Annotated in this window: 19 protein-coding genes and 1 riboswitch; of the genes, 4 read left to right on the top strand and 15 right to left on the bottom strand. The window is 33.5% G+C overall.

The genetic code is table 11. From position 1 onward, the window contains the following. The first annotated feature begins 57 nt into the window (after window positions 1–57). On the top strand, window positions 58–1164 hold the full coding sequence (locus ACI9TV_RS06935; protein WP_415250047.1) for an MFS transporter: 1107 nt from the start codon (window positions 58–60) through the stop codon (window positions 1162–1164). Between the two features lie 3 nt (window positions 1165–1167). Here ACI9TV_RS06935 and ACI9TV_RS06930 read toward each other — a convergent pair whose 3' ends face one another. The 5 genes from ACI9TV_RS06930 to ACI9TV_RS06910 are packed head-to-tail and all read right to left on the bottom strand — an operon-like array spanning window position 1168 to window position 4967. Continuing rightward, entirely contained in the window at window positions 1168–2013 is an 846-nt protein-coding gene (locus ACI9TV_RS06930; protein WP_415250046.1) for a DUF481 domain-containing protein, read from the bottom strand. 2 nt (window positions 2014–2015) lie between these two features. Next, complete coding sequence (locus ACI9TV_RS06925) at window positions 2016–2864, bottom strand: mechanosensitive ion channel family protein (RefSeq protein ID WP_415250045.1); 849 nt, start codon at window positions 2862–2864, stop codon at window positions 2016–2018. Between the two features lie 60 nt (window positions 2865–2924). Continuing rightward, window positions 2925–3251 (bottom strand): DUF309 domain-containing protein, encoded by a 327-nt coding sequence (locus tag ACI9TV_RS06920; RefSeq protein ID WP_415250044.1) that lies wholly within the window; start codon window positions 3249–3251, stop codon window positions 2925–2927. Further along, a complete protein-coding gene (locus ACI9TV_RS06915; RefSeq protein ID WP_415250043.1) occupies window positions 3238–3564 on the bottom strand; it encodes a hypothetical protein in 327 nt (108 codons plus the stop codon). The genes ACI9TV_RS06920 and ACI9TV_RS06915 overlap by 14 nt, the downstream gene beginning before the upstream one ends. 5 nt (window positions 3565–3569) lie before the next feature. After that, window positions 3570–4967, bottom strand: coding sequence for a putative bifunctional diguanylate cyclase/phosphodiesterase (locus ACI9TV_RS06910; RefSeq protein ID WP_415250042.1), 1398 nt, complete (start codon window positions 4965–4967; stop codon window positions 3570–3572). 37 nt (window positions 4968–5004) lie between these two features. On the opposite strand from ACI9TV_RS06910, the gene ACI9TV_RS06905 reads away from it, so the two are divergent. Then, the gene (locus tag ACI9TV_RS06905) at window positions 5005–7839 is read left to right on the top strand and encodes a helicase-related protein (RefSeq protein WP_415250041.1); all 2835 of its coding nucleotides are present in this window, start codon (window positions 5005–5007) and stop codon (window positions 7837–7839) included. Window positions 7840–7843: 4 nt separating this feature from the next. Here ACI9TV_RS06905 and ACI9TV_RS06900 read toward each other — a convergent pair whose 3' ends face one another. Genes ACI9TV_RS06900 through ACI9TV_RS06890 form a run of 3 tightly spaced genes read right to left on the bottom strand, consistent with a single transcriptional unit; the run spans window position 7844 to window position 10760 of the window. Further along, window positions 7844–9433, bottom strand: coding sequence for a methyl-accepting chemotaxis protein (locus ACI9TV_RS06900; protein ID WP_415250040.1), 1590 nt, complete (start codon window positions 9431–9433; stop codon window positions 7844–7846). A gap of 41 nt (window positions 9434–9474) precedes the next feature. Further along, complete coding sequence (locus tag ACI9TV_RS06895; RefSeq protein ID WP_415250039.1) at window positions 9475–10032, bottom strand: histidine phosphatase family protein; 558 nt, start codon at window positions 10030–10032, stop codon at window positions 9475–9477. Then, complete coding sequence (locus ACI9TV_RS06890) at window positions 10029–10760, bottom strand: adenosylcobinamide-GDP ribazoletransferase (RefSeq protein WP_415250038.1); 732 nt, start codon at window positions 10758–10760, stop codon at window positions 10029–10031. The genes ACI9TV_RS06895 and ACI9TV_RS06890 overlap by 4 nt, the downstream gene beginning before the upstream one ends. Before the next feature lie 100 nt (window positions 10761–10860). Beyond that, a riboswitch (cyclic di-GMP riboswitch) is annotated at window positions 10861–10940 on the top strand. Between the two features lie 202 nt (window positions 10941–11142). Between ACI9TV_RS06890 and ACI9TV_RS06885 the strand changes: the two genes are divergently transcribed. Continuing rightward, complete coding sequence (locus ACI9TV_RS06885) at window positions 11143–12777, top strand: hypothetical protein (protein ID WP_415250037.1); 1635 nt, start codon at window positions 11143–11145, stop codon at window positions 12775–12777. A 42-nt stretch (window positions 12778–12819) separates the two neighbouring features. Here ACI9TV_RS06885 and ACI9TV_RS06880 read toward each other — a convergent pair whose 3' ends face one another. Both ACI9TV_RS06880 and ACI9TV_RS06875 read right to left on the bottom strand, forming a co-directional pair. After that, window positions 12820–13320: a bifunctional adenosylcobinamide kinase/adenosylcobinamide-phosphate guanylyltransferase gene (locus tag ACI9TV_RS06880; protein WP_415250036.1), complete on the bottom strand. Its 501-nt coding sequence runs from the start codon at window positions 13318–13320 to the stop codon at window positions 12820–12822. Beyond that, window positions 13310–14365, bottom strand: a complete 1056-nt coding sequence (locus ACI9TV_RS06875; protein ID WP_415250035.1) for a nicotinate-nucleotide--dimethylbenzimidazole phosphoribosyltransferase — start codon at window positions 14363–14365, stop codon at window positions 13310–13312. The genes ACI9TV_RS06880 and ACI9TV_RS06875 overlap by 11 nt, the downstream gene beginning before the upstream one ends. A 68-nt stretch (window positions 14366–14433) precedes the next feature. On the opposite strand from ACI9TV_RS06875, the gene ACI9TV_RS06870 reads away from it, so the two are divergent. Next, window positions 14434–15003, top strand: a complete 570-nt coding sequence (locus ACI9TV_RS06870; protein ID WP_415250034.1) for a PAS domain-containing protein — start codon at window positions 14434–14436, stop codon at window positions 15001–15003. On the opposite strand, the gene cbiB is transcribed toward ACI9TV_RS06870, so the two are convergent. From cbiB to ACI9TV_RS06845, 5 genes are all read right to left on the bottom strand, one after another. After that, window positions 14989–15837: an adenosylcobinamide-phosphate synthase CbiB gene (gene cbiB, locus ACI9TV_RS06865; protein ID WP_415250033.1), complete on the bottom strand. Its 849-nt coding sequence runs from the start codon at window positions 15835–15837 to the stop codon at window positions 14989–14991. The genes ACI9TV_RS06870 and cbiB overlap by 15 nt on opposite strands. After that, window positions 15830–17209: a cobyric acid synthase gene (locus tag ACI9TV_RS06860; RefSeq protein ID WP_415250032.1), complete on the bottom strand. Its 1380-nt coding sequence runs from the start codon at window positions 17207–17209 to the stop codon at window positions 15830–15832. Before ACI9TV_RS06860 ends, cbiB begins: the two co-directional genes overlap by 8 nt. 115 nt (window positions 17210–17324) lie before the next feature. Further along, on the bottom strand, window positions 17325–18392 hold the full coding sequence (locus tag ACI9TV_RS06855; RefSeq protein WP_415250031.1) for a Fic family protein: 1068 nt from the start codon (window positions 18390–18392) through the stop codon (window positions 17325–17327). Continuing rightward, complete coding sequence (locus ACI9TV_RS06850) at window positions 18389–19336, bottom strand: hypothetical protein (RefSeq protein WP_415250030.1); 948 nt, start codon at window positions 19334–19336, stop codon at window positions 18389–18391. Before ACI9TV_RS06850 ends, ACI9TV_RS06855 begins: the two co-directional genes overlap by 4 nt. Further along, on the bottom strand, window positions 19333–19759 hold a 427-nt coding region (locus ACI9TV_RS06845), incomplete at its 5' end, for a hypothetical protein (protein WP_415250029.1). The genes ACI9TV_RS06850 and ACI9TV_RS06845, both read right to left, overlap by 4 nt.

Genomic DNA, 19759 nt, shown 5'->3' with positions numbered 1-19759 from the left:
TTTAATTATATCTTTTAATTATAGCACAGAAATATTGGATTTCAGTTATAATCACCTATGCCAATATTATTATCAACATTTTATTTTTTTTACTTTGCAATTATCGGTGTATACATAATCTTCATGCCTAAAGTGCTAGCTATGAGTGGCTACTCTGCGAGTGAAATTGGGATTATTTTTGCAGCTGGTCCACTCGTTCGTTTCATCCTTCCTTTTGCTTTTATTAAAGGTTTGAAGATTGACTTGAAAAGTTTTAATTTTGCACTTGCTATTATGCTTTTGAGCGCAGTGAGTTTTTACTTTTCACTTGATAGCTTTTATAAACTTCTTTTTTCTAACATTGGATTAGGGATTGGGTTGAGTGTTATCTTGCCATATATAGAAGTGATTTCTCTTAGCGTAATTGGAAAGGAGAGATACGGGAAAGTGAGACTCTTTGGTTCGGTTGGTTTTGTGCTTGTAGCCTTAGTTTTGGTGAAGTACCTCTCGGCTCCTGTTATAGCTTTAAACTACTTACTCTTAGCAACAGGTGCAACCGCAGTAATTGCTTTTGTTATTGTATTAAACGCACATGCTAAGCGTGTAAAAAAAGAAGAAATTAAAAACGACATTAATCTTTTAGCGGATTGGAAATTATGGTTAGGACTTACCCTGATGCAAGTGAGTTTTGGTTCCTTTTATAACTTCTTTACCATCTATGAAACAGACTTTGGTGTGAGTTTAGATATGACTATTTATTTGTGGAGCTTTGGTGTTATAATGGAGATTGTGATGCTATTTTCTCAAGGAAGGTTTTTACAAAATAACCTTTTAACAATCTTACAAATTACAACATTCGCATCAGCGATTCGATGGTTCTTAGTCTATGCTTTTCCTCAAGATTTAGTAGTTTTATTTTTTAGCCAATCATTACATGCACTTTCATTTGCACTTTTTCATTCAGCTGCGATTAGCTACTTGTTTCATACATACAAACATCAGGCTTTAGCGCAGCAGTTTTTTTCAGGAATTACATATGGATTAGGTGGTTTTAGTGGTGCTCTACTTGCAGGGTATATTTATGAGATTTTTCCAAGAGAGCTGTTTTTAAGTTCAGCTCTCATTGCTTTTTTAGCTTTTGTATCTTTACGTTTTCACGCACAAAGAAGTAAGGGAAACTCTTAAGTACTAATAGTCAGCGATAAGATTGGCGGTTAAAGTCTTATCTGAGTGTTGCGTAGATGCTGGGGGTGCATTTACATAATCTATCTTATAGTTGATACCAAATGAAAAAATATCAGATATTTTACTTATAAAAGCAGTTTTTGAGTATACAAAATAATTATTTGAGTCCTCTAGTTCCGTTCTATAGCTTAGGTCTTGTGCAAATTTTAAGTTCTCAAGAATCTGCCATTCGTAAACACCTTTAGCTCTAAATGAACCGTAGTTTGAAGTCTTTGATGTAAGTTCTAACTCATCTTGAGAGTATAGAATATTCCCCTCTAAGCTAAGGTTATGATTTTCTTCTTTAATCGCTTTATATTTAATACCGGGTCCTGTATATGATTGGTAGTTGTAGCCTGAAAATTTATCATCTTTGTATCCAACTAAATAATTAAAAGCGAATCTCTCTGTGAACTCATAGTCATATGATAGTTCAGAAAAAAACTTATTTTTTGTTTCTATACCATTGTCATCAGCATATTGACCATCAAAAGTTAAGGCAAATACATGTTTATCCCAGTTCTTTTTTACGCTTAAATCGAGATTGTAGTTTGTTGTATCTGTGTTCCCAGACGTTGATATAAAACCTAACTCAGTATGTGTTACAAAAGCATTCTTTTTCTCTTGTTCTGCTAATTGAGCCATTTTTTCTTTTTCTATATTTTTTGGTAGGCTAGATTCAAGTTTTGTAACATTTGCCTGAAGCTCAGCTATTTTAGCTTTTGCTTGTGCAATTTGTTCTTGAGTGCTTAAATTATTAGCTAAAAGTACGCTACTAAGGGTGAGTAAAAGTAGTGAATATTTTTTCATGATTACGCTTCCTTTTGTGGATTGTGAATATCCATTTGAGGATAAGGTATAGAGATTCCTTTCTCATCAAATGTAAGTTTTACTGTTTCAAGCATATCAAAATATACAGCCCAATAGTCATCAGTTGCTACCCATGCACGAAATACAAAGTTTACACTGCTGTCCCCTAGTTCACTTACTGCAACAAATGGAGCAGGTTCGCTTAAAACTCTCTCATCAGCTTGCATGATTTCCATTAAAGTATTTTTTGCAAGTTTTAAATCATCACCATAACCAATACCAAAAACATGGTCAACACGTCTTTGTTTTTTAGTTGAAAAATTTGTTATGTTGCCACCAATGATTGATGCATTTGGAACAATAACAGTACGATTATCTAGTGGTGAAATAATAGTTGAAAAAAGATTTACATCATCAACTGTACCTGTTGCTCCACCAGCTTCTATGAAGTCACCAACTTTAAATGGACGAAACACAATAATAAGAACGGCAGCTCCAATATTTGCTAATGACCCTTGAAGTGCCAAACCAATAGCAAGACCAGCAGCACCAAAAATAGCTACAAATGAGGTAGTATTTACACCTAAAGAGTTTAGAGATGCAAGAACAACTACAAGCATAAGGATAAAGTAAATTAAACTTTCACCAAACTCAACTAAAGTTTGATCTACTTTGGCTTTTTCCATAAGAGTTTTTACAACTTTTGTGAGTCTAGCTACAAACCATTTTCCTATAACAAATATAAGTAGTGCAGAAATGATTTTTAAACCATATTCACTTCCATACATTATTGCGATGTCTGTGTATTTGGATACCTCTTGCGTTGCTACCTCTATATTTACATCTTCCATAATTGTCTCCGAATTAAATTTGGCGTATTATATCTAAGAGATGTGAGTAATTCGAAGGTTTTAGAAGTTAGTATTGATTTTTTCTAGGTATCTAGAAATAGAATGGTATTGATTACTGTGTGGTGAAGTCACTTTGTATAGTAAAGGTCGATATTTGAGATAATTTTTCCATACTTTTTTACTTTGGGGCAGCTTGTTTTTTTTTCTAAGCTCAAAACTCACAGATGCGTTAATGAAGCCTTTGAGTAAATGTATCTCATTATTCTCTTCAAAACGTCTGGGAAACCAAATTTCTTCGAGTGCTTCATGTGCATCATAGTACCTTTTCTCATCTAAACACAGTACAAACTCATCTAGCAACTCTTTGTGTATGTTAGCTATTATCATCTTCATCCAATATCATCATATTTTTTCTCCAATATCCTCGTCCACCCTTGAGTGATATACAGTGTTGCTTTGGAAAATTTTCTTTATACTCTTTAAGTCTATCGAGTGTTGCCTTCCCACTGTCGCAATAAAAGACAAATACACTTTCTTCTGGCTGAGTCTTTAGCTCATGCCGGTTGTATACAGTAGTCTCTGCTTTGTCTATAGGAGAGAGAATAGTATCTATTAATAGGACTTTTATCCCTTCTTTTTCAAGTTTGATTTTATTTTTAAGAAAATCTTTTTGGGTCCATTGATCTGGGTATTTTTTCATATTACTCACTTTAAGATATCCTGTAGTTTTTTTTCAATTTCAAATGCACTTGCAGGTTTATGATAAAGATTACCTTGAATTTGAGTACAAGCATTTTCTTGAAGAAAACTAAGCTGTTCTTTTGTTTGAACACCTACTGCAATGAGATTTAAATTAAAATGCTTTGCTAAAGAAATAATTGATTTAAGAAGTTCAATATTTTTTTCTAGTCCATTTAGTAGAGAAGGGTTTATTTTTATTGTATCTATAAACATTGTATTTAAAGAGGCAAGCTTTGTGTTGGAACTCGCAAAACTGTCTAAGGATAGACCAATCCCAAATCGAGAAAGTTTTTCTAAAGTTTTTACATAGGCCTTAGGGTTTTGCATTACTTCTGCTTCTAGAAGCTCAAAACATAGGTATTTTTTTATCTCTGGATCTCGGTTAATAAGATTGGCAAGAGACGGAAGAAACTTGCTGTCTTGAAGCCGTTTAGCAGATATATTAAGTGATAATTTTCCCGTATATAAAGATTGTTTATGCCATTGTTTGTATTGTGCAAGAGCAGTTTGCATTGCCCATTCCTCCAATGTAAGTATAAAACCAGTACTATGTGCCAAAGGTAAAAAATCTTTTGGTAATAAAACTCCTAGTAGAGGATGATTCCACCTTAGTAAAGCCTCCATCCCGAGGATTTTATTGCCTTTAGTATCTATTTGTAGTTGATAATATACTTGCATTTGCTCATTTTCTAAAGACTCTAAGAGTGCTATTTCTAATTTTTGACGTCGCAATGTTGTGTTTGTTAGTTCTGAGGTATAAAACTTGTAGTCGTTCCGGCCATTTTCTTTTACACAACGCATAGCAATAGATGCATTGGAAAGTATAGAGGAAGAGTCTTGGCTATCCTCAGGATAAATAGACACACCAACACTATATGTTAGATTAATAGTGTGACCTTGTATGCTAAATGGTTCTTTTGTAATATTCATTATTTTACTAACAACTGATTCTATGAAACTAGAGTCCTCAAAATGATCAAGGATAATCATAAATTCATCTCCACCAAGTCGAGCTACGGTATCGCTTTTTCGGATAGAAGATACAAGTTTTTCTGAAAGAACTTGTAAAAGTTCATCTCCAGTATCTGAGCCCAAAGAATCATTAAGTACTTTAAAGTGATCGAGTCCAAGATAAAGAATAGCAATTTTTTTCTTATGTCTTTGTGCATTTTTTATGGATTGATTGAGTCTATCCACAACAAGAACACCATTTGCCAGTCCTGTTAATGAATCATGCTCGGCTGCATAAAGAAGTGTATCTTCAGTGATGAAGTGTTGTTTGATAGTTTTTTTAAGCTTAAAAATCCAAATAACAAGAAGAACAATTATAAAGCTAAAAGATAGAATAAGCACAATTTCCATACATTTCCTTTTATTTTCATAATACTATTTTAGCATAATGAATGTACTCTTTACTCTTAAATGGCTACAATATCGTATGGGAAAAAAGAACAAAAAAAATTCTAAGATAAATCAAAAAATACGAAAATACTTCGATGATGATCCTTTTGATGTAGGGGTTGAAAGAGTTGACTCACAAACTTTAAGTGAACTCTTTCATGCATTGGGTATTTTAGATGTAGAATTTTCTAAAATAGCAATGCTAAAGAATATTCGTATGCTTTGGAGTCAAGCAGACAGCGACTTACGGGAAAACATACTGGACTTTTTTGAAGCCAATTCTGTAGAGTACTTATCTGGAAAAATAAAAGAGGCTCCAGTAGGTAGAGATGAAAATCTCAATGAATTACTTGGAGAGTTTGAGCTTAGTCTTGAAGAAGAAGTAATTTTACGTGAAGCTTTTATGGATGTGAGAAGTAAGAAACTGACGTTAGAAAAAATTGAAGCTAAATTACGTCATATTCGCTTTGAAGTAAAAAAGGAAAAGCTGGAAAAAGCTCTTGATGGAACTTTTGATATTGATGATTCTTTAGAATTTAATGCATCTCTAAAGTACAGAATTCACGAACACCATTTTCATAAAATACTTACATTAAATACTAAACCATATGAGTATAAATATCTTCATGAAACAGAAATTGAAGGCATCGTAGAGAAATTAGAGCAAGATAAAGAAGAAGTAACAGCTTTAAAGCAAAAAAATATAGAAAAATTCATTGCTGGCCTAAAAAGTCCACATGATTACTTGACAGACAGAGAGATTGTCTTTGCCTTGCGAGTATCTCCACCAAAAACAAAGGTACATTTTCCTACTTTAAAAGCAGCTATATTGAAATCCCTCATCGAGGTACATTTAGATGTACTTGAGTTAGTTCTTCATGATGAGGAAATTTTACTTAAAGTTCAAGAGAAAGTAAGACTCCCTTTTTCTGAAATAGATGTAAAGTATGAATTAGATCTTCACCTAGAGCTGGATGGATTGTTAGAGTCAATTTGGAACTCTGAGCCACTAGATTTTTCTGCTGTTTTACTTACTGCTAAACAAGAGCATGAAGAGCACTTCAAGCTTGAGTTAAAGGAGCTTGTTTTCTCTTGTGGAAACTATGCGAGTTTACTTCACCTTAGTGATGAAGAACTTCATCTAAAAGTCTATGGATTTCTTATAGAGTTGCTTCCAAAAACACTTGTTATAACACCAAAGATAGTTAAGAAAACAACACGTATCTTTATTTATAACATTCAAGAAGAACTTATAAAGAAACAAAGGCATGCTCTTTTAGCACGTACTATACGGGATTTTAAAAACCTTTTTCCAATGGCAAGAGGGATGAGAAGAAAGCTAACCCTTCACATTGGGCCTACTAACAGTGGTAAAACATATGAAGCCATGCAGCATCTTCGTGAAGCTGATACGGGCTACTATCTTGCACCATTAAGACTTTTGGCGTTAGAGGGGTATGAGAGTTTAAAAGAACAAGGAATTGAATCTTCCCTTATTACAGGGGAAGAGCAGATTCTAGACGATGAAGCAACGCATATAAGCTCAACTATAGAGATGCTAAACTTTGACGTGGATGTAGATGTTTGTGTCATCGATGAGGTGCAAATGCTAGATGACCGTGATCGTGGCTGGGCATGGGCAAATGCGATTATTGGGGCACCTGCAAAAGAAATTATTATGACAGGTTCACTAAATGCTAAAGAAGCGATTATAGCACTGGCAGAGTATCTCGGTGAAGAGCTAGAAATCAAAGAGTTTGAGAGGAAAAACCCTTTACGTTTACTGGAGACTTTCACAGATACAAAAGATGTTGAAGCGGGAACTGCGATTATTGCTTTTAGTCGAAAAGATGTACTGAGATTAAAACAAAATTTTTCAAGAAACTTTTCTGTGAGTGTAGTGTATGGGAATCTTTCACCAGAGGTAAGACGTGAAGAAGCAAGACGTTTTCGAGAAGGGGAAACAGAGATTTTAATTGCTACTGATGCTATCGCCATGGGAATGAATCTTCCGATTAAAACAATACTTTTCTCAAAAGCTGAAAAATTTGATGGAATAAGTCAGAGAAATCTTCACCCATCAGAAATCCACCAAATTTCGGGTCGAGCAGGGCGTTATGGTCTGAATGAAGAGGGTTTTGTTGGAGCATTGAATCCTGAATCTTTAAAAATAGTACAAAAAAACTTTTACAAAGAAGCAAAAACGATAACAATCCCTTTTAAAGTGATGGCAAACTTAGAACATATTAAACTTGTGGGAAGCATTCTAGAAGAGACTTCACTTGAAGAGATCTTAAAGTTCTTTGTTGAGAACATGGAGTTTAATGGTCCTTTTCATGCTTCATCACTTGAAGATATGCTTTTAGCTTCGGAAATAGTAGATAAGTTTGATTTAGATATAGCAATGAAGTACCATTTAGCATGTGCGCCATTAACTTTAAAATCTCCATATATTGTTGGTGCATATGAAGAGTACATCGCTTCACTAGAGAGGAAAAGACCTGTACTCTATACATCACCTACTCTTTATGGAAGTTTTGCACAAACTACCGATGAACTTTTACGTGCTGAAGATATGGTCAAAGAAATCTCTCTTTATCTGTGGCTTTCTTATCGGTTTGATGAGTATTTTGTGGATGAGAAAAAAGCAAGAATATCGAGAGGTGTTTTAAACAAATATATTGAAGAATCTCTTCACCAGAGTCACTTTGTGCAAACGTGTAAACTGTGCCATAAGCCTTTGCCAGCAAACACAAACTATAATATTTGTCAGGCTTGTTTTAAAAAGAACTATACACATCGTAATGGACGCTCTAGAGGACCTAGGCGTTAACCTTTTAACTATGAAACTCTTCAATAGTACTTTGTAAAGACTCTGCAATACTTACAAGTTTTCCTAAGTCTTCTTCTATATGTAAAGCGCTTGTTCCGTTTGCTGTTGAAATTGCTTCTATTTCTGTAATATCATGAATAATATTTGCTATTTCTTTAGACATTATTTCGCCATCTTCTCTTGCTTTATGTGCGGCTTTATTCGAGCTGTCCATTGCTTCTGAAGTGAGAGAAATTTTATCTTCAACTTCACTAGAAATTTCTGCTAGTTTTTCAATATTTTTTGCATTGTTATTCATTTTATCGCTTACATCATTGATTGACTGTACGATAGTACTCACACTCATATCGATCTCTATGAGTGATTTTTGTGTTCTCTCAGCAAGCTTACGAACTTCATCTGCAACGACAGCAAATCCACGACCGTGTTCTCCTGCCCGTGCTGCTTCAATCGCCGCATTAAGAGCCAGAAGGTTTGTTTGTTCGGCAATATCTTTGATTACACTAAGTACATTTTTTACTTGATCTGCATTATTTTTAAGACCTGAGAGTTCAGTAGATAATTCATTTTCAATCTCAACAAAAGAGCTTACTTCACTAGAGAGTGAATTTAATGATTCTTGTGCTAAAGTTAAACCATCATTGGCATTTTCAACCATTGTTTGTGTTTTTTGTGAAGTTTCACTTACTTCTAATAGAAGTTCTCGTATTACTTCGCTTCTTTGGGTTGTTTTGGTAACAATTTTTTGTTCATTTTTTGTACTTTGGACTATAACGTGACTTGCTTGTTGTAGCTCTTGTGCAATTTCGTAGTTTTCTACTCCCAAGTCTTTAACGTTGTTGACAGTCCCTTGTATCATACTGATGAAGTTATTTACTTGATGTGCAGCTTCTCCAAACTCATTTCCTTGTGAATAAGAAAGACGTTTTGTTAAATCTTTATCTCCACTGACAAGCTCTGATGTACGTTGCTGTAAAGAGCTTAGAGGTGAAAAAATTTCTTTTGCGAAGAAGATACTAGCAAGTACAGCAAATACTATGAGGGCAATAATTAAAGCGATAAAAAGAATCATTTCTGTAGTAGCAATATCGCTATCTATTTGGTCAAGGGAGATAACAATATCCATAGATCCAAGTACATTACCTACTTGTGCGTTGTAGTGGCATGATAAACATTTTGCCTCAGCAACCATAGGTATAATTCTTCTAATTGTATGATGTCCATCTTCATTCTTTTCTATAACTTTCGTAGTTTTATTTTCTAAAACATCTCTGAGTAAAGGGTCTGAAGTATACACTTTACCATTACCATATACTTCAAGTACAGCACGTGATTGTGTTATTTCTAAGGATTCTATCCCGTGTATTGATTCTGCTGACTTAAAGGCATCTTCAACAACAGTAGGATCACCGAGCATCATACTCCCTGTCATTGTCTGAAATATTGATGTACTTAGCATTTCAAGAGATTGTTTAGTCGTTTTTTGAGATAAATCATTGAGCGTATATGAAAGATATGAGGAGATACCGATTAAGCCGAGGATACTTACCCCAACAATGGATATGATAACTTTTGATTTGACAGAATTAAACATTTCTTACCCTGATTACTTAAAGTATTTTAAAAATATTATAGCTAAAGTATTCTAAAAACATCATTTACTTTTTCTAATTTTATATATGATGCGTAGGGTAGGCTTTTAGAAAAAGATTCTTCGATTGGAATCTTCAGTACCTGAGATACAATACTCTTAATAAGCCCTGAATGCGTCATTACAAGGACATTTTGATTTGAGCTATTTAGAATGTATTTTTGAAAATAGTTATAAGTTTTTTTTATATAATTTTGTGTGCTTTCACCATCAAGAGCATTGAGCCATTGCTCAAAATTTATATATTTTATACCACTTTCTTCTATCTCTTGAAAACTCTTTCCTTCGTGAATACCCCAAGATTTTTCTCGTAAGTTTTCTGTAAATATAGGCGTTAATTGAAGGTCAAAAGCTGCTAAAGTTTGTTTTGCTCGTAATAAGTCAGAACAGTAGATAGCGTCATAGTTTTCATTTTTAAGAGTTCTCGCTATTTCTATGGCTTGCAGTTTGCCATTTTCTGAAAGTGGAATATCTATATGACCATTATACTTGCCTTGGTACTTTTCTATTACTTGAGCATGACGTACAAGTGTGATTATCATGAGAAATGAACGATTATGAGATAGTTGAGTAAAACTAATTCTGTGACTTCAATGATAAAACCATATATATCGCCATTAAGACCTTTGAGTCTTAATGTGAAAAATCTTGCACTTATGATTAAAACTAAAACTGAAAGAATAAATAGTTCTACTCCATGGAATACGGAGGCTAAAGCTAGACTGTATAGAACGGCGAACAACAGATGTTTTTTACCTAGCTCTTCTTTGAGAAGTTTTCCAACTCCACTACTAATATACTCATAAAAATAGATTGCTAATGTAGCATTAAGACGAGAGAACATCAAAATTATAGGAAGTAAATACATGAGCTGGTAGAAACTAAGATAAATGACAGAAGATAATTTAAAAGCTAAAAATATAACTGTAAATGTCATCCCCATACCACCAACATGAGAATCTTTCATAACTTCAAGCGCTTTTTCTTTACTGACAAATAGTCCATCCACGGTATCTGAAAACCCATCAAGGTGAAGTGCCCCAGTTATAAGAACCCAAAGACTAAAGATAAAAACTGCTAGATGAGAAGGGGGTATGTAAGGTGTTAGTAAGGTGTGTGCTCCCCAAAGTAAAGAACCTAAAAGAAAGCCAATAAGAGGATAAAACATAACTGAGTATCCGTTTATACCTTTAAAAAAATTATGTACTTTAAAAAATGGAAAAATGCTTAACATATTAAAGGCAAGAGCAAAGGCTTTGAAGATTTTCATAATGGATTATATCAAGTTTCATATGGTATTTATTGTTTTTTTGATAGACTAGTTTCTAGAATTAAAGATTTGTATATTTTTAATATGTTTTTTAAATAATAATTTGTTGTGCCAAACTTGTTGTGAAGCAAGGACGGAAAGCTATGGGTCTTAAGTATTTGAGATTGCCAAGTTACCAAATTAATCTAAAAGTAAGTTACTTCACTTATTGCTATTAATTGTCCATCCTATTTTTATAACATTTTCCCCAGATTTTGTTTCATTTAACTTCTACATTACTATGTAAAATTTATACTCAATAATAATATAAAGTTAAAAACTCTTTGTATTATTATTTTATATATAATTTCGCATTGTTTGTATTTTTCCTTAGGAGGAAATTATGAAAATTCAAAGTAAATTTATAAGCATGATTGCAGCTACTGCATTATTAGCAAGTGTTAGTGCAAGTGCTGAAGAAATTATAGAGCCTACTGGAATCGATCAAATCAAAGATATTGTGCAAAATGATACAGGTATTAAGTGGTGGTTGGAAAAAAGAGCAAAGCTACCATTGAGTACTTTAAACCTTGCAACACCATCAATTGATGGAATGAATGCCTTGATAAAAGAAGCAATTAAAGTGGAAGGTTTAGTAAATGATGGTGTTTTATCAATTGCTGATGTAAGAGAAATTAATACATATCTTGTAACAAATCATGCTAACACATGGTATGAATTAAGAGGACAAAATGCAGGAAATGATTCTACTGGCTTTTATACAGTTAACAGAAGAGGTGTGAGATCAAATACTACTATCTTAGATTCGAATGCAGTGAATATGTGGGGACACATATATAATCTTGGTTTTGAAGCGTATAGTCCTAATGCAAAAAGAAAACAGCAGAATCTTACGGACTATACAGGTAGAAAACAACAAAGTTTTACAACAGTCGGCTACTGGCTTGGGGAAATTATGAAAGCTGATATAGCAAGTGGTGAACTAAACAATCCGGATTATGAAGAGGTTGAAGGGACTACTGGTACAAAACTAGACATTATTGTTAAGACTATTTTTAATGACCAAGGTCTTTTAAGACGAATATCTACAGGAGATATGAGAGAGGGCGCTACATCTGCTGATGGTATGAATCATTTAATTGTAGAAGCAATTAAAGCTGAGGGTTTAGGTAATGATGGCAAACTTACAACTGCTGACATTAGAACTATAAACAACTATCTTGTTTCCAATCATAAAGAGGAGTGGGCAGGTCTTCATGGAGATGATGAAAACAATGAAGAGACAGGCTATCATACAGTTCAAAATGATGGAGCACATACAAGAATGTTTGCAGATAATGTAATGAATTCTGTTGCTGATGGTATATACCATCTTGGATTTGAAACGAACAATAAAAACAGACTTCTTAATGAAGATGGCAATAAAAATAAAAGCTTTGAAAAAGTTGCATGGTGGTTAGATACTGCTTTGAAAACTGATTTACTTGAAGGTAAATTTAACAACCCTGAGTATGAAGAAGTAGAAGGTACTACTGGAACTACATTTGATAAGATAGTCCCATATATTTATAATGATCAAGGTCTGCTTTTAAAAGTTTCAATGGAAGATATTCGAGCAGGAGCTAATGCCGCAAATGAGATGAATAAACTAATTGTTGAAGCTATTAAAACTACAGGAGTTGCGGCAGACAATGATATAAGTACTGATGATGCAAAAACTATAAATCAATACCTAGTTTCTCATTATCAATCTTTATGGGCAGAGCTTCATGGAGATGATGAAAACGGTGAAGAAACAGGATATCATAGAATTCAAAATGACGGAGCAAGAGGTATTGCTTATAACACAAATGTAATGAATAGTTTAGCTGATGGTATTTACCATCTTGGGTTTGAAACACCACATGCAAACAGACTTGTAAATGAGGATGGAAATAAAAATAAATCATTTAAAAAAGTAGCGTATTGGTTAAACAAATCTTTACAAGAGGATTATGCAGTAGGTATACTTAAGTAGGTAGTTATTTCTTAGAGGCGATAGCCTCTAAGTTTTCATAGCTTATTTTATTTTTACACTTATCCCAGCTACGGTGTTATATACTTCTTCACATCTTGAAGCTAGAAATTGTGAAATACGACCGTTGATGTCTACAAATTCTCTAACAAGCTTATTCTCACTCACAACAGAACAACTTACATCATTGATAACCCAAATAGTTTGCGTGTTCATTTGTTCAATTTTTTCTAGTTGTTTGAGCATATCTTCTTCATTGAACTTGTGATAAAGCATATTGTTAATCCACATACTAACGCACTCAACTAACACTACGTTATGTTGTAGTTTTATAATGTTAGCTAAATTCAGTGGTTCTTCAAGAGTGCTAAAGTTGTCTACTCTTTGCTCTTTGTGAAGTTGTACACGTTTTTTCATTTCATCATCGAAAAACTCATTTGTGGCTAAATAGATTGGTTTTTCTTTTGCAATTTTGAGAGTATATTCTTCTGCATTTTTACTCTTACCAGATTTAATGCCACCAATGAAAAGAGCCTTACATCCCATAAATTAAAATCTCTATTTCGTTGAGGATTTGGGCATTGTTTAATCCATTGGCAAGACCATAGGCTAAACAAGCCCCAGCTCCAACACCTTCTTTTGCTTCACCCTCATCGTATTTTTTAAGTATAGGTATCTCAGTATTTGCAAAACTAAATTCGGTGAAGATAGCGTGAGGTGTATAACTCAAATGTGAGAGAAGATGTTGTATGTCTGAAGAAGTGTCATTTGCTACCCAGCTAGTTGTAGCAAGAGTGAGGTTATCTGATTTAAGTTGCATTAAGACGTCTTCTCGTAGTTTGTCAGCTATAAGTAAACATGCTGCCATTTGTGTTCCGCCCGCAAGAACTACATGAAAACGTCTTGTAGCTTCAAGTAAAAAACCAGCACAAAAAAGAAGCATGTTATCACTTACTATGCTTAGTTTTTCAAAGTTACTCATCTCTTGTGTTGTGAGGCGGATTGCTTGACGTATAGTTTCTGCTTTTATAGCACTAGGCTCATCTGCAAAACTAGAAGAGAAGTCATTTTTACAGGTATACCCAAGTGCTAAACATGAAGCAGCTGCTGTTGTAGTTCCAGAGGGAGTACTTTCACCGAGTATAAGGTAGTTTCCTTTTAGCTCATAACTCTTACCAAAATCCATCCCCTTTATAAATACTGCTTTGGCATCAATCTTGGCTCCAGTAGCAATGGACTCTGATGGATTAATGTCAAAGTTATGAAGATGAACACTTTGCGGTTTCACCGACAAACCTAAATCTAAAATCTCTAGTGAAGAAAAAGGACTAAGATTATGAACAGCCCTTGTAATGAGTGCAGGAGTAGGAACACCAGTAGGTGTTTCAGCAAGTTCGCCTAAAGAAAATACTTTTTCATTTGTGATAAATTCACCATCTAGAGTAGGGGTAAGAGGAATTTTTCCAGGGATTCCAGCTTGTGTAATTCCCTCTATTTGACATGTGAGGGTAACACTTGAAGCAAGTAAGAAATCTGCTTTACCTTGAGGAAGTTCATCTTTGTGATGTGTAAAAATATTAAATGTTTTCATAATAATCTTTCATTTTTTTAGAATTATATAGTAAAATGTTGCAATATGTTTAAATGATAGGAAATTTTATGCCAACAATCACAGGACTAAGACCATTAGATGTAGAGTTTACAGTAAGTGGAAAAAAAGAGTTAATATCTGAGACAGACTTACTGGGTGTTATTACATATGCGAATGAAGATTTTTCTGAACTTTCAGGACACCCTATATCAAAACTTGTAGGATCTCCTCATAATATTATTCGTCATGTTGATATGCCAGAGACAGTTTTTAAACTTTTATGGGATAACTTAAAAGTTGGTAGAGAATACAAGGCTGTTGTTCAAAATAAACGTGCAGATGGAAAATACTACTGGGTGTATTCAGAGTATTTTCCATTATATGATGATAATCGTAAGATGTACGGTTATCGTTCAAAAAGGTATCCTGTATCTAAAAAAATTGTACAAGATGTAGCTGTAATTTATAAAAAGCTATTAGATCTTGAGCGAACAAAATCTCCAAGAGAAGCAGAGATGTTTTTGGAACTTAAGCTTCACAATGATGGTTACCATGATTATAAAGAGTTTATTGAGTACCTATATGAGACTAGATTTAAAGGTGTTTCAGGCTTTTTTAGAAAATTATTTGGGAAGTAGATTTAGGGCTTTTCTTACATCGTCTGCTGTGATCTCTTCTCTTCCATTTCCAAAGTAAGCTTTTTTCTTTACTTTACCAAAGTAAGAAGTATCTCCCCCTAGTTTGATGTCAAGTGCTAAAGCCATAGCTGTTATGGGGTGGCCAGCATTTGGGCTTTCGTGTTTTTTTCCATCTTCATAGAAGGCAAAAAGGTCCTGCTTGGTAGCAAAAAGCATGATTAACATAGCTGTTATTCTCGCTGGGACGTAATTAACTACGTCATCCAAAAGAGCTGCAGCTTTTCCAAATAGCTTATACTTTTGGGTTTTGTATCCAACCATAGAATCCATTGTATTAATCGCTTTATAGACTAAAATTCCAGGAAGCCCAAAGAGTAAAAGGTAAAACATGGGAGCGATGACCCCATCACTTAGGTTTTCTGCGTAGGTCTCAATGGCTGCTTTGTACACATCACTTTCACTTAAATCTTTTGTATCTCTACTTACAAGTTGCGCTACGAGAGCCTTTTTATTGTCAGCTTCAATGATTGCATAAACTGAATCATGTAGCATCTTACGCGCGATAAACATAGAAGCGATAATCGCAGAGATACTTACAGTCAAAATGGGGATAAAGTAACTTAAAAACTCTTCGATTACTAAACCAACCCCACCGATACTCACAACAATGAAAACAACAAGACCGAAGCCATTAATCACACTATCTTTATAGTAACGCTCTTCATAGAAGTTAATCATATCTCCCATATACATTACGGGATGTCGAAAACGTTTAAATTCACCAAAGAATTTGTCGATAAAGTAGGCGATTATTGTGATTAAGATGTTAGTCATTTAGTTCCTGCACTATACGTTCTATATCTACATGTTGCTCGATGTGTTGTGCAAACTCATGTATAGATTTCTTTTTATACTTTTTGAAATTATACCCTTTGTAGTATTTATTTACTTTAGAAAAGATTTTGTAGCGGAGTGCATCGCTATCAAAAATCCCATGAACAAAGGTTCCGTAGACATTTTTCTTTCTTTGTGCGATCTTTTGCGTTACCCCATTATGAATCTCATAACCTTGGAGTTTCACACCAAAGAGTTTATACTTTTTCTTTTTAACGATTTTCTTCTTTTTAAAGCTTACCCCACCACTAAAGATTCCAAAACCTTTTACTATTTTGTTCTCGGATTCTATTTGTTTTGGATCTAAAATACTTTCATACATCATCTCGTAACCGCCACAAATAGCTACTACGGTTTTACCTTGGAGCTTTTTTTCAAAACCTCTTTTTCTAAGCCACCCTAAATCATCAACAACTCTTTTAGTACCGGGTAAAACAACAACATCACAAGAGTCGATTTCACTAGGGTTTACGAGAAAAGAAAGCTCCACTTCACCATCAGCTATAAGTGGCTCAAAGTCGGTAAAGTTAGAGATGTGAGGAAGTTTAATCACTCCTACTTTTATGATAGCCTTAGTAGTGTCTTGAACATAGTTCATGATAGATTCACTATCTTCAAATCCAAGGTTAAATGGTTTAAATGGAACTACCCCTAAAACTGGGATTTTGAATTTTTCTTCGATGATTGTAACACCCTCATCAAAAAGAGACATATCTCCTTGAAACTTGTTGACAATAACCCCAATGACATTTTTACGAAGCTTTTCTGGAAGGAGATGATACACACCATAAATGGAAGCAAAAACACCACCTCTTTGGATGTCTGCTACTAAGACAATCTTAGTGTTAAACTCCTCTGCAACGTAGATGTTAGATAAGTCTTTGTCCATCAAGTTTAACTCAACTGGACTCCCAGCACCCTCAGCAACAACACAGTCATACTTTTCTTGAAGTCGAAGAAAAGCTTTTTTTACATGAGGTTTAAGCGTGTCAAGATCACGATAATAACTCCAAACATCTTTGTTACTAACACTCTCTCCGTTAACAATAACGTGAGCTTGTGATTTGCCACCTGACTTTAAAAGAACAGGATTAATGTCGGGCGTTGTTTTCATCCCAATAGCTTCTGCCGCAAAGTACTGAGGAATAGCAACTTCACCACCTGCATCTGTAACTTGTGAGTTGTTAGAAACATTCTGTGCTTTAAAAGGGGCAACCTTAATACCGCGATGGTGAAGTAGGTATGTAATGGCAAAAGAAAGCGTAGACTTTCCAGCGTCAGAGCTTGTACCAAATATGCTTAGGGAGTTCATAGTTTGTTTTGCCTTTTTTTATAGCTATGTTAAGATTTTTCTATTTTTTCGACATATAATAAATCTATGTTAAATAAATAGAGTTTTTTTAACATAGGTCTAATGCTATGTTAAATTAAATATTTTTTTGTAACATAGCATAAAGTTTAATATTTATAAAAAACTTACTATTTTTAATTTGAATACTTTGCATTATTCCAATGTTCTCAAGTTCTTTTAGATATTTTGATGCGGTTTGTCTTGTTGTACCTAGTATGTCAACTAAAAAATCTATCTTAGTATAAGGGTGCATAAAAAGAATTTCTACCAAATCTTTAGAGTAAATTTTAGGTAGCTTATCTTTTAATTCTTTTGTTGTTTCTTCCATCATTTTATATATATTTTCAACAAGCTCAATAGTCTCTAACGAAGTTTGTTCTACCCCATCAAGAATATACAAAATCCACTCTTGCATTTTATCCTCAGTTCTAACCTCTTGAAGAAGTCTATAGTAATCACTTTTATGCTCAATAATATATCTACTTAGATACAAAATAGGAATATCAAGTAAATCTTTTAAAATAAGATATAAAATGTTGATAATTCTACCTGTACGGCCATTGCCATCATAAAAAGGGTGAATAGTCTCAAATTGATAGTGAATAATAGCCATATCTATGAGAGGATCCACTTCACTAGGTTCATTTATAAACTTCTCAAGGTTGTCTAAAAGGTTTTGAATAGTTTCATAGTTTTGCGGTGGAATAAAAACAACTTCACCAGTAAGAGCATTTTTAAGATTAGTTCCACTCTGTTTTCTAACTCCAGCGTTATTTTGCTCTAACTCTTCTTGAATCTCAACAATGTACTTTTTAAGAAGTAGTTGATTTTCTTTTACCAAATCATAACCCAAAAGAAGAGCGTGAGAGTAGTTTTGAACCTCTTTGGCTTCATTGGTTACATCCATGATATTTAAAGATGCTCTATAGAGCTCATCATGTGTAGTAATGATATTTTCAATCTCACTACTATCTTTCGCTTCTTGCAGAACCAAAGAGTTTATTAAAATATTTTGGTTGGGAATAATTTTAGCAACACCGTTTAGTTTCGCTAAAGCCCTGTTTGCAGAAATGGTTTTTTTTAGGACTTTTGTTGTTTCTATGTTTTGAGGTAGTGGTAGGTTTTTAGGGAGGAACTCTTTCATAATAAATCTAGCTCCTCTGAGATGTCTTTTATGAGTTTACTAAGAGGGCGTTTGTTTATATCTTTGTCTTCTAAAGAAGTACCCATTAGTAAGCCTTTTAAATATGTTTCATCTCTATCTCTAAAAACTTCTGTATCACTTAAAATACTTGAAATAGAAGCTTGATTATAGAGTTCCTGTTTCTCTTTTAGTTCTAAAACAATATCTTTATGCTTATTATACTGTGGAAGCAAAACAAAATCTTGAATATTATTTTTTGCTTTTTTTAACAAATCTGCATCATCACTGGCATCATCAAAGGTAATATCAAAATCTGTTGCCTTGTTACACATACTTAATGGCTTAGAGGTGGAAAATTTGTGTATATCATTAAAGCTATCTATGTAAGGGTGTAAATGAGTCTCAGGTGAAAAAGGTTTACTTCCCTTTATCGTTCTATTACATATTAGGCAGGATGGGATTAAATTATATATAGACAGTGCAAAATATGGATAAGTTTCTTTTGGTAAAAAATGGTCAATGTCAGGTCGTGTATATTGTTTTTTCTTTATTTTTGAAGATTTATCTATAACAGTATATGTATAGTTTTTATTGCAATACGGGCATACATTAATATTTAGTTTTTCTGCTAAATCATACGCTCTATATTCATTCTCATGTTTTGTAGAAAATTTATTATAACCATTAAAATTACCAGATTTATTTTTACTTTTTTCTTGAGAACCAATAAACGCTAGTTTCATTTTTTTAGTGTTGATTATCTGTGTTTTAATCTCATCTGATAATTTGGAAAAGTTTTGAGGTTTACATGTGATAATCTCTTTTATTTTTTCTTGCGTAAAGTATACTTTGTCTTTTTTTGAAAAAACATCTAATCGAATATAATCTTTAACGCCATTATAAAAAGTTTCAACAATATCTTCTGTTATCTCTATTTTAATCATTGTCGCTCTTTTTTAGCTTTAAGTTTTGCTATCTCTTCTTCATGGGCTTTTATTTGCTCATCTATATTTAGACGAGTCTGTTTATCAAATAGTTTTTGAAGCTCTTTTTGCAGTACAGGTTCACCAATAATTTTAATAATTTGTTTTGCTTTGTCTGTTGTCATATCTCCATCATAATGTTCATCTGAAAGAAATTTATATACATCATTGATTCTATCTTTAGCAAATTCTCCCATAAGCCCATCTTTCATAAAAAAGCCGTGAGAAAGTAAGGTGTGGATATTTGCTCCAAAAGGTCTTATGTCAATCTCATCAGTAACATTCTTACAGTTTCCGATTTTTTGTTTTTTCTCAATGACTTCTTTATCTTTTTTCTTATAATTTTCTAAAAAGATTACATTTTCTTTTGGAATGTCTGAGAGA

It is taken from the genome of Sulfurimonas sp., from assembly GCF_047622445.1.
Lineage (GTDB): Bacteria > Campylobacterota > Campylobacteria > Campylobacterales > Sulfurimonadaceae > Sulfurimonas.
The sequence above is the reverse complement of the archived record's forward strand: the minus strand, read 5'-3'. Positions and strand labels throughout refer to the sequence as shown.

Excerpts from the sequence above, each read along its gene's own strand:
- ACI9TV_RS06915 (WP_415250043.1), bottom strand. The coding sequence starts at position 3,564 with ATGAAAAAATACCCAGATCAATGGACCCAAAAAGATTTTCTTAAAAAT.
- ACI9TV_RS06880 (WP_415250036.1), bottom strand. The coding sequence starts at position 13,320 with ATGGGATGTAAGGCTCTTTTCATTGGTGGCATTAAATCTGGTAAGAGT.
- ACI9TV_RS06895 (WP_415250039.1), bottom strand. The coding sequence starts at position 10,032 with ATGATAATCACACTTGTACGTCATGCTCAAGTAATAGAAAAGTACCAA.
- ACI9TV_RS06905 (WP_415250041.1), top strand. The coding sequence starts at position 5,005 with ATGAATGTACTCTTTACTCTTAAATGGCTACAATATCGTATGGGAAAA.
- ACI9TV_RS06935 (WP_415250047.1), top strand. The coding sequence starts at position 58 with ATGCCAATATTATTATCAACATTTTATTTTTTTTACTTTGCAATTATC.
- ACI9TV_RS06925 (WP_415250045.1), bottom strand. The coding sequence starts at position 2,864 with ATGGAAGATGTAAATATAGAGGTAGCAACGCAAGAGGTATCCAAATAC.
- ACI9TV_RS06920 (WP_415250044.1), bottom strand. The coding sequence starts at position 3,251 with ATGATAATAGCTAACATACACAAAGAGTTGCTAGATGAGTTTGTACTG.
- ACI9TV_RS06930 (WP_415250046.1), bottom strand. The coding sequence starts at position 2,013 with ATGAAAAAATATTCACTACTTTTACTCACCCTTAGTAGCGTACTTTTA.
- ACI9TV_RS06860 (WP_415250032.1), bottom strand. The coding sequence starts at position 17,209 with ATGAACTCCCTAAGCATATTTGGTACAAGCTCTGACGCTGGAAAGTCT.
- ACI9TV_RS06890 (WP_415250038.1), bottom strand. The coding sequence starts at position 10,760 with ATGAAAATCTTCAAAGCCTTTGCTCTTGCCTTTAATATGTTAAGCATT.
- ACI9TV_RS06850 (WP_415250030.1), bottom strand. The coding sequence starts at position 19,336 with ATGATTAAAATAGAGATAACAGAAGATATTGTTGAAACTTTTTATAAT.
- ACI9TV_RS06855 (WP_415250031.1), bottom strand. The coding sequence starts at position 18,392 with ATGAAAGAGTTCCTCCCTAAAAACCTACCACTACCTCAAAACATAGAA.
- cbiB (WP_415250033.1), bottom strand. The coding sequence starts at position 15,837 with ATGACTAACATCTTAATCACAATAATCGCCTACTTTATCGACAAATTC.
- ACI9TV_RS06885 (WP_415250037.1), top strand. The coding sequence starts at position 11,143 with ATGAAAATTCAAAGTAAATTTATAAGCATGATTGCAGCTACTGCATTA.
- ACI9TV_RS06870 (WP_415250034.1), top strand. The coding sequence starts at position 14,434 with ATGCCAACAATCACAGGACTAAGACCATTAGATGTAGAGTTTACAGTA.
- ACI9TV_RS06900 (WP_415250040.1), bottom strand. The coding sequence starts at position 9,433 with ATGTTTAATTCTGTCAAATCAAAAGTTATCATATCCATTGTTGGGGTA.
- ACI9TV_RS06875 (WP_415250035.1), bottom strand. The coding sequence starts at position 14,365 with ATGAAAACATTTAATATTTTTACACATCACAAAGATGAACTTCCTCAA.
- ACI9TV_RS06910 (WP_415250042.1), bottom strand. The coding sequence starts at position 4,967 with ATGGAAATTGTGCTTATTCTATCTTTTAGCTTTATAATTGTTCTTCTT.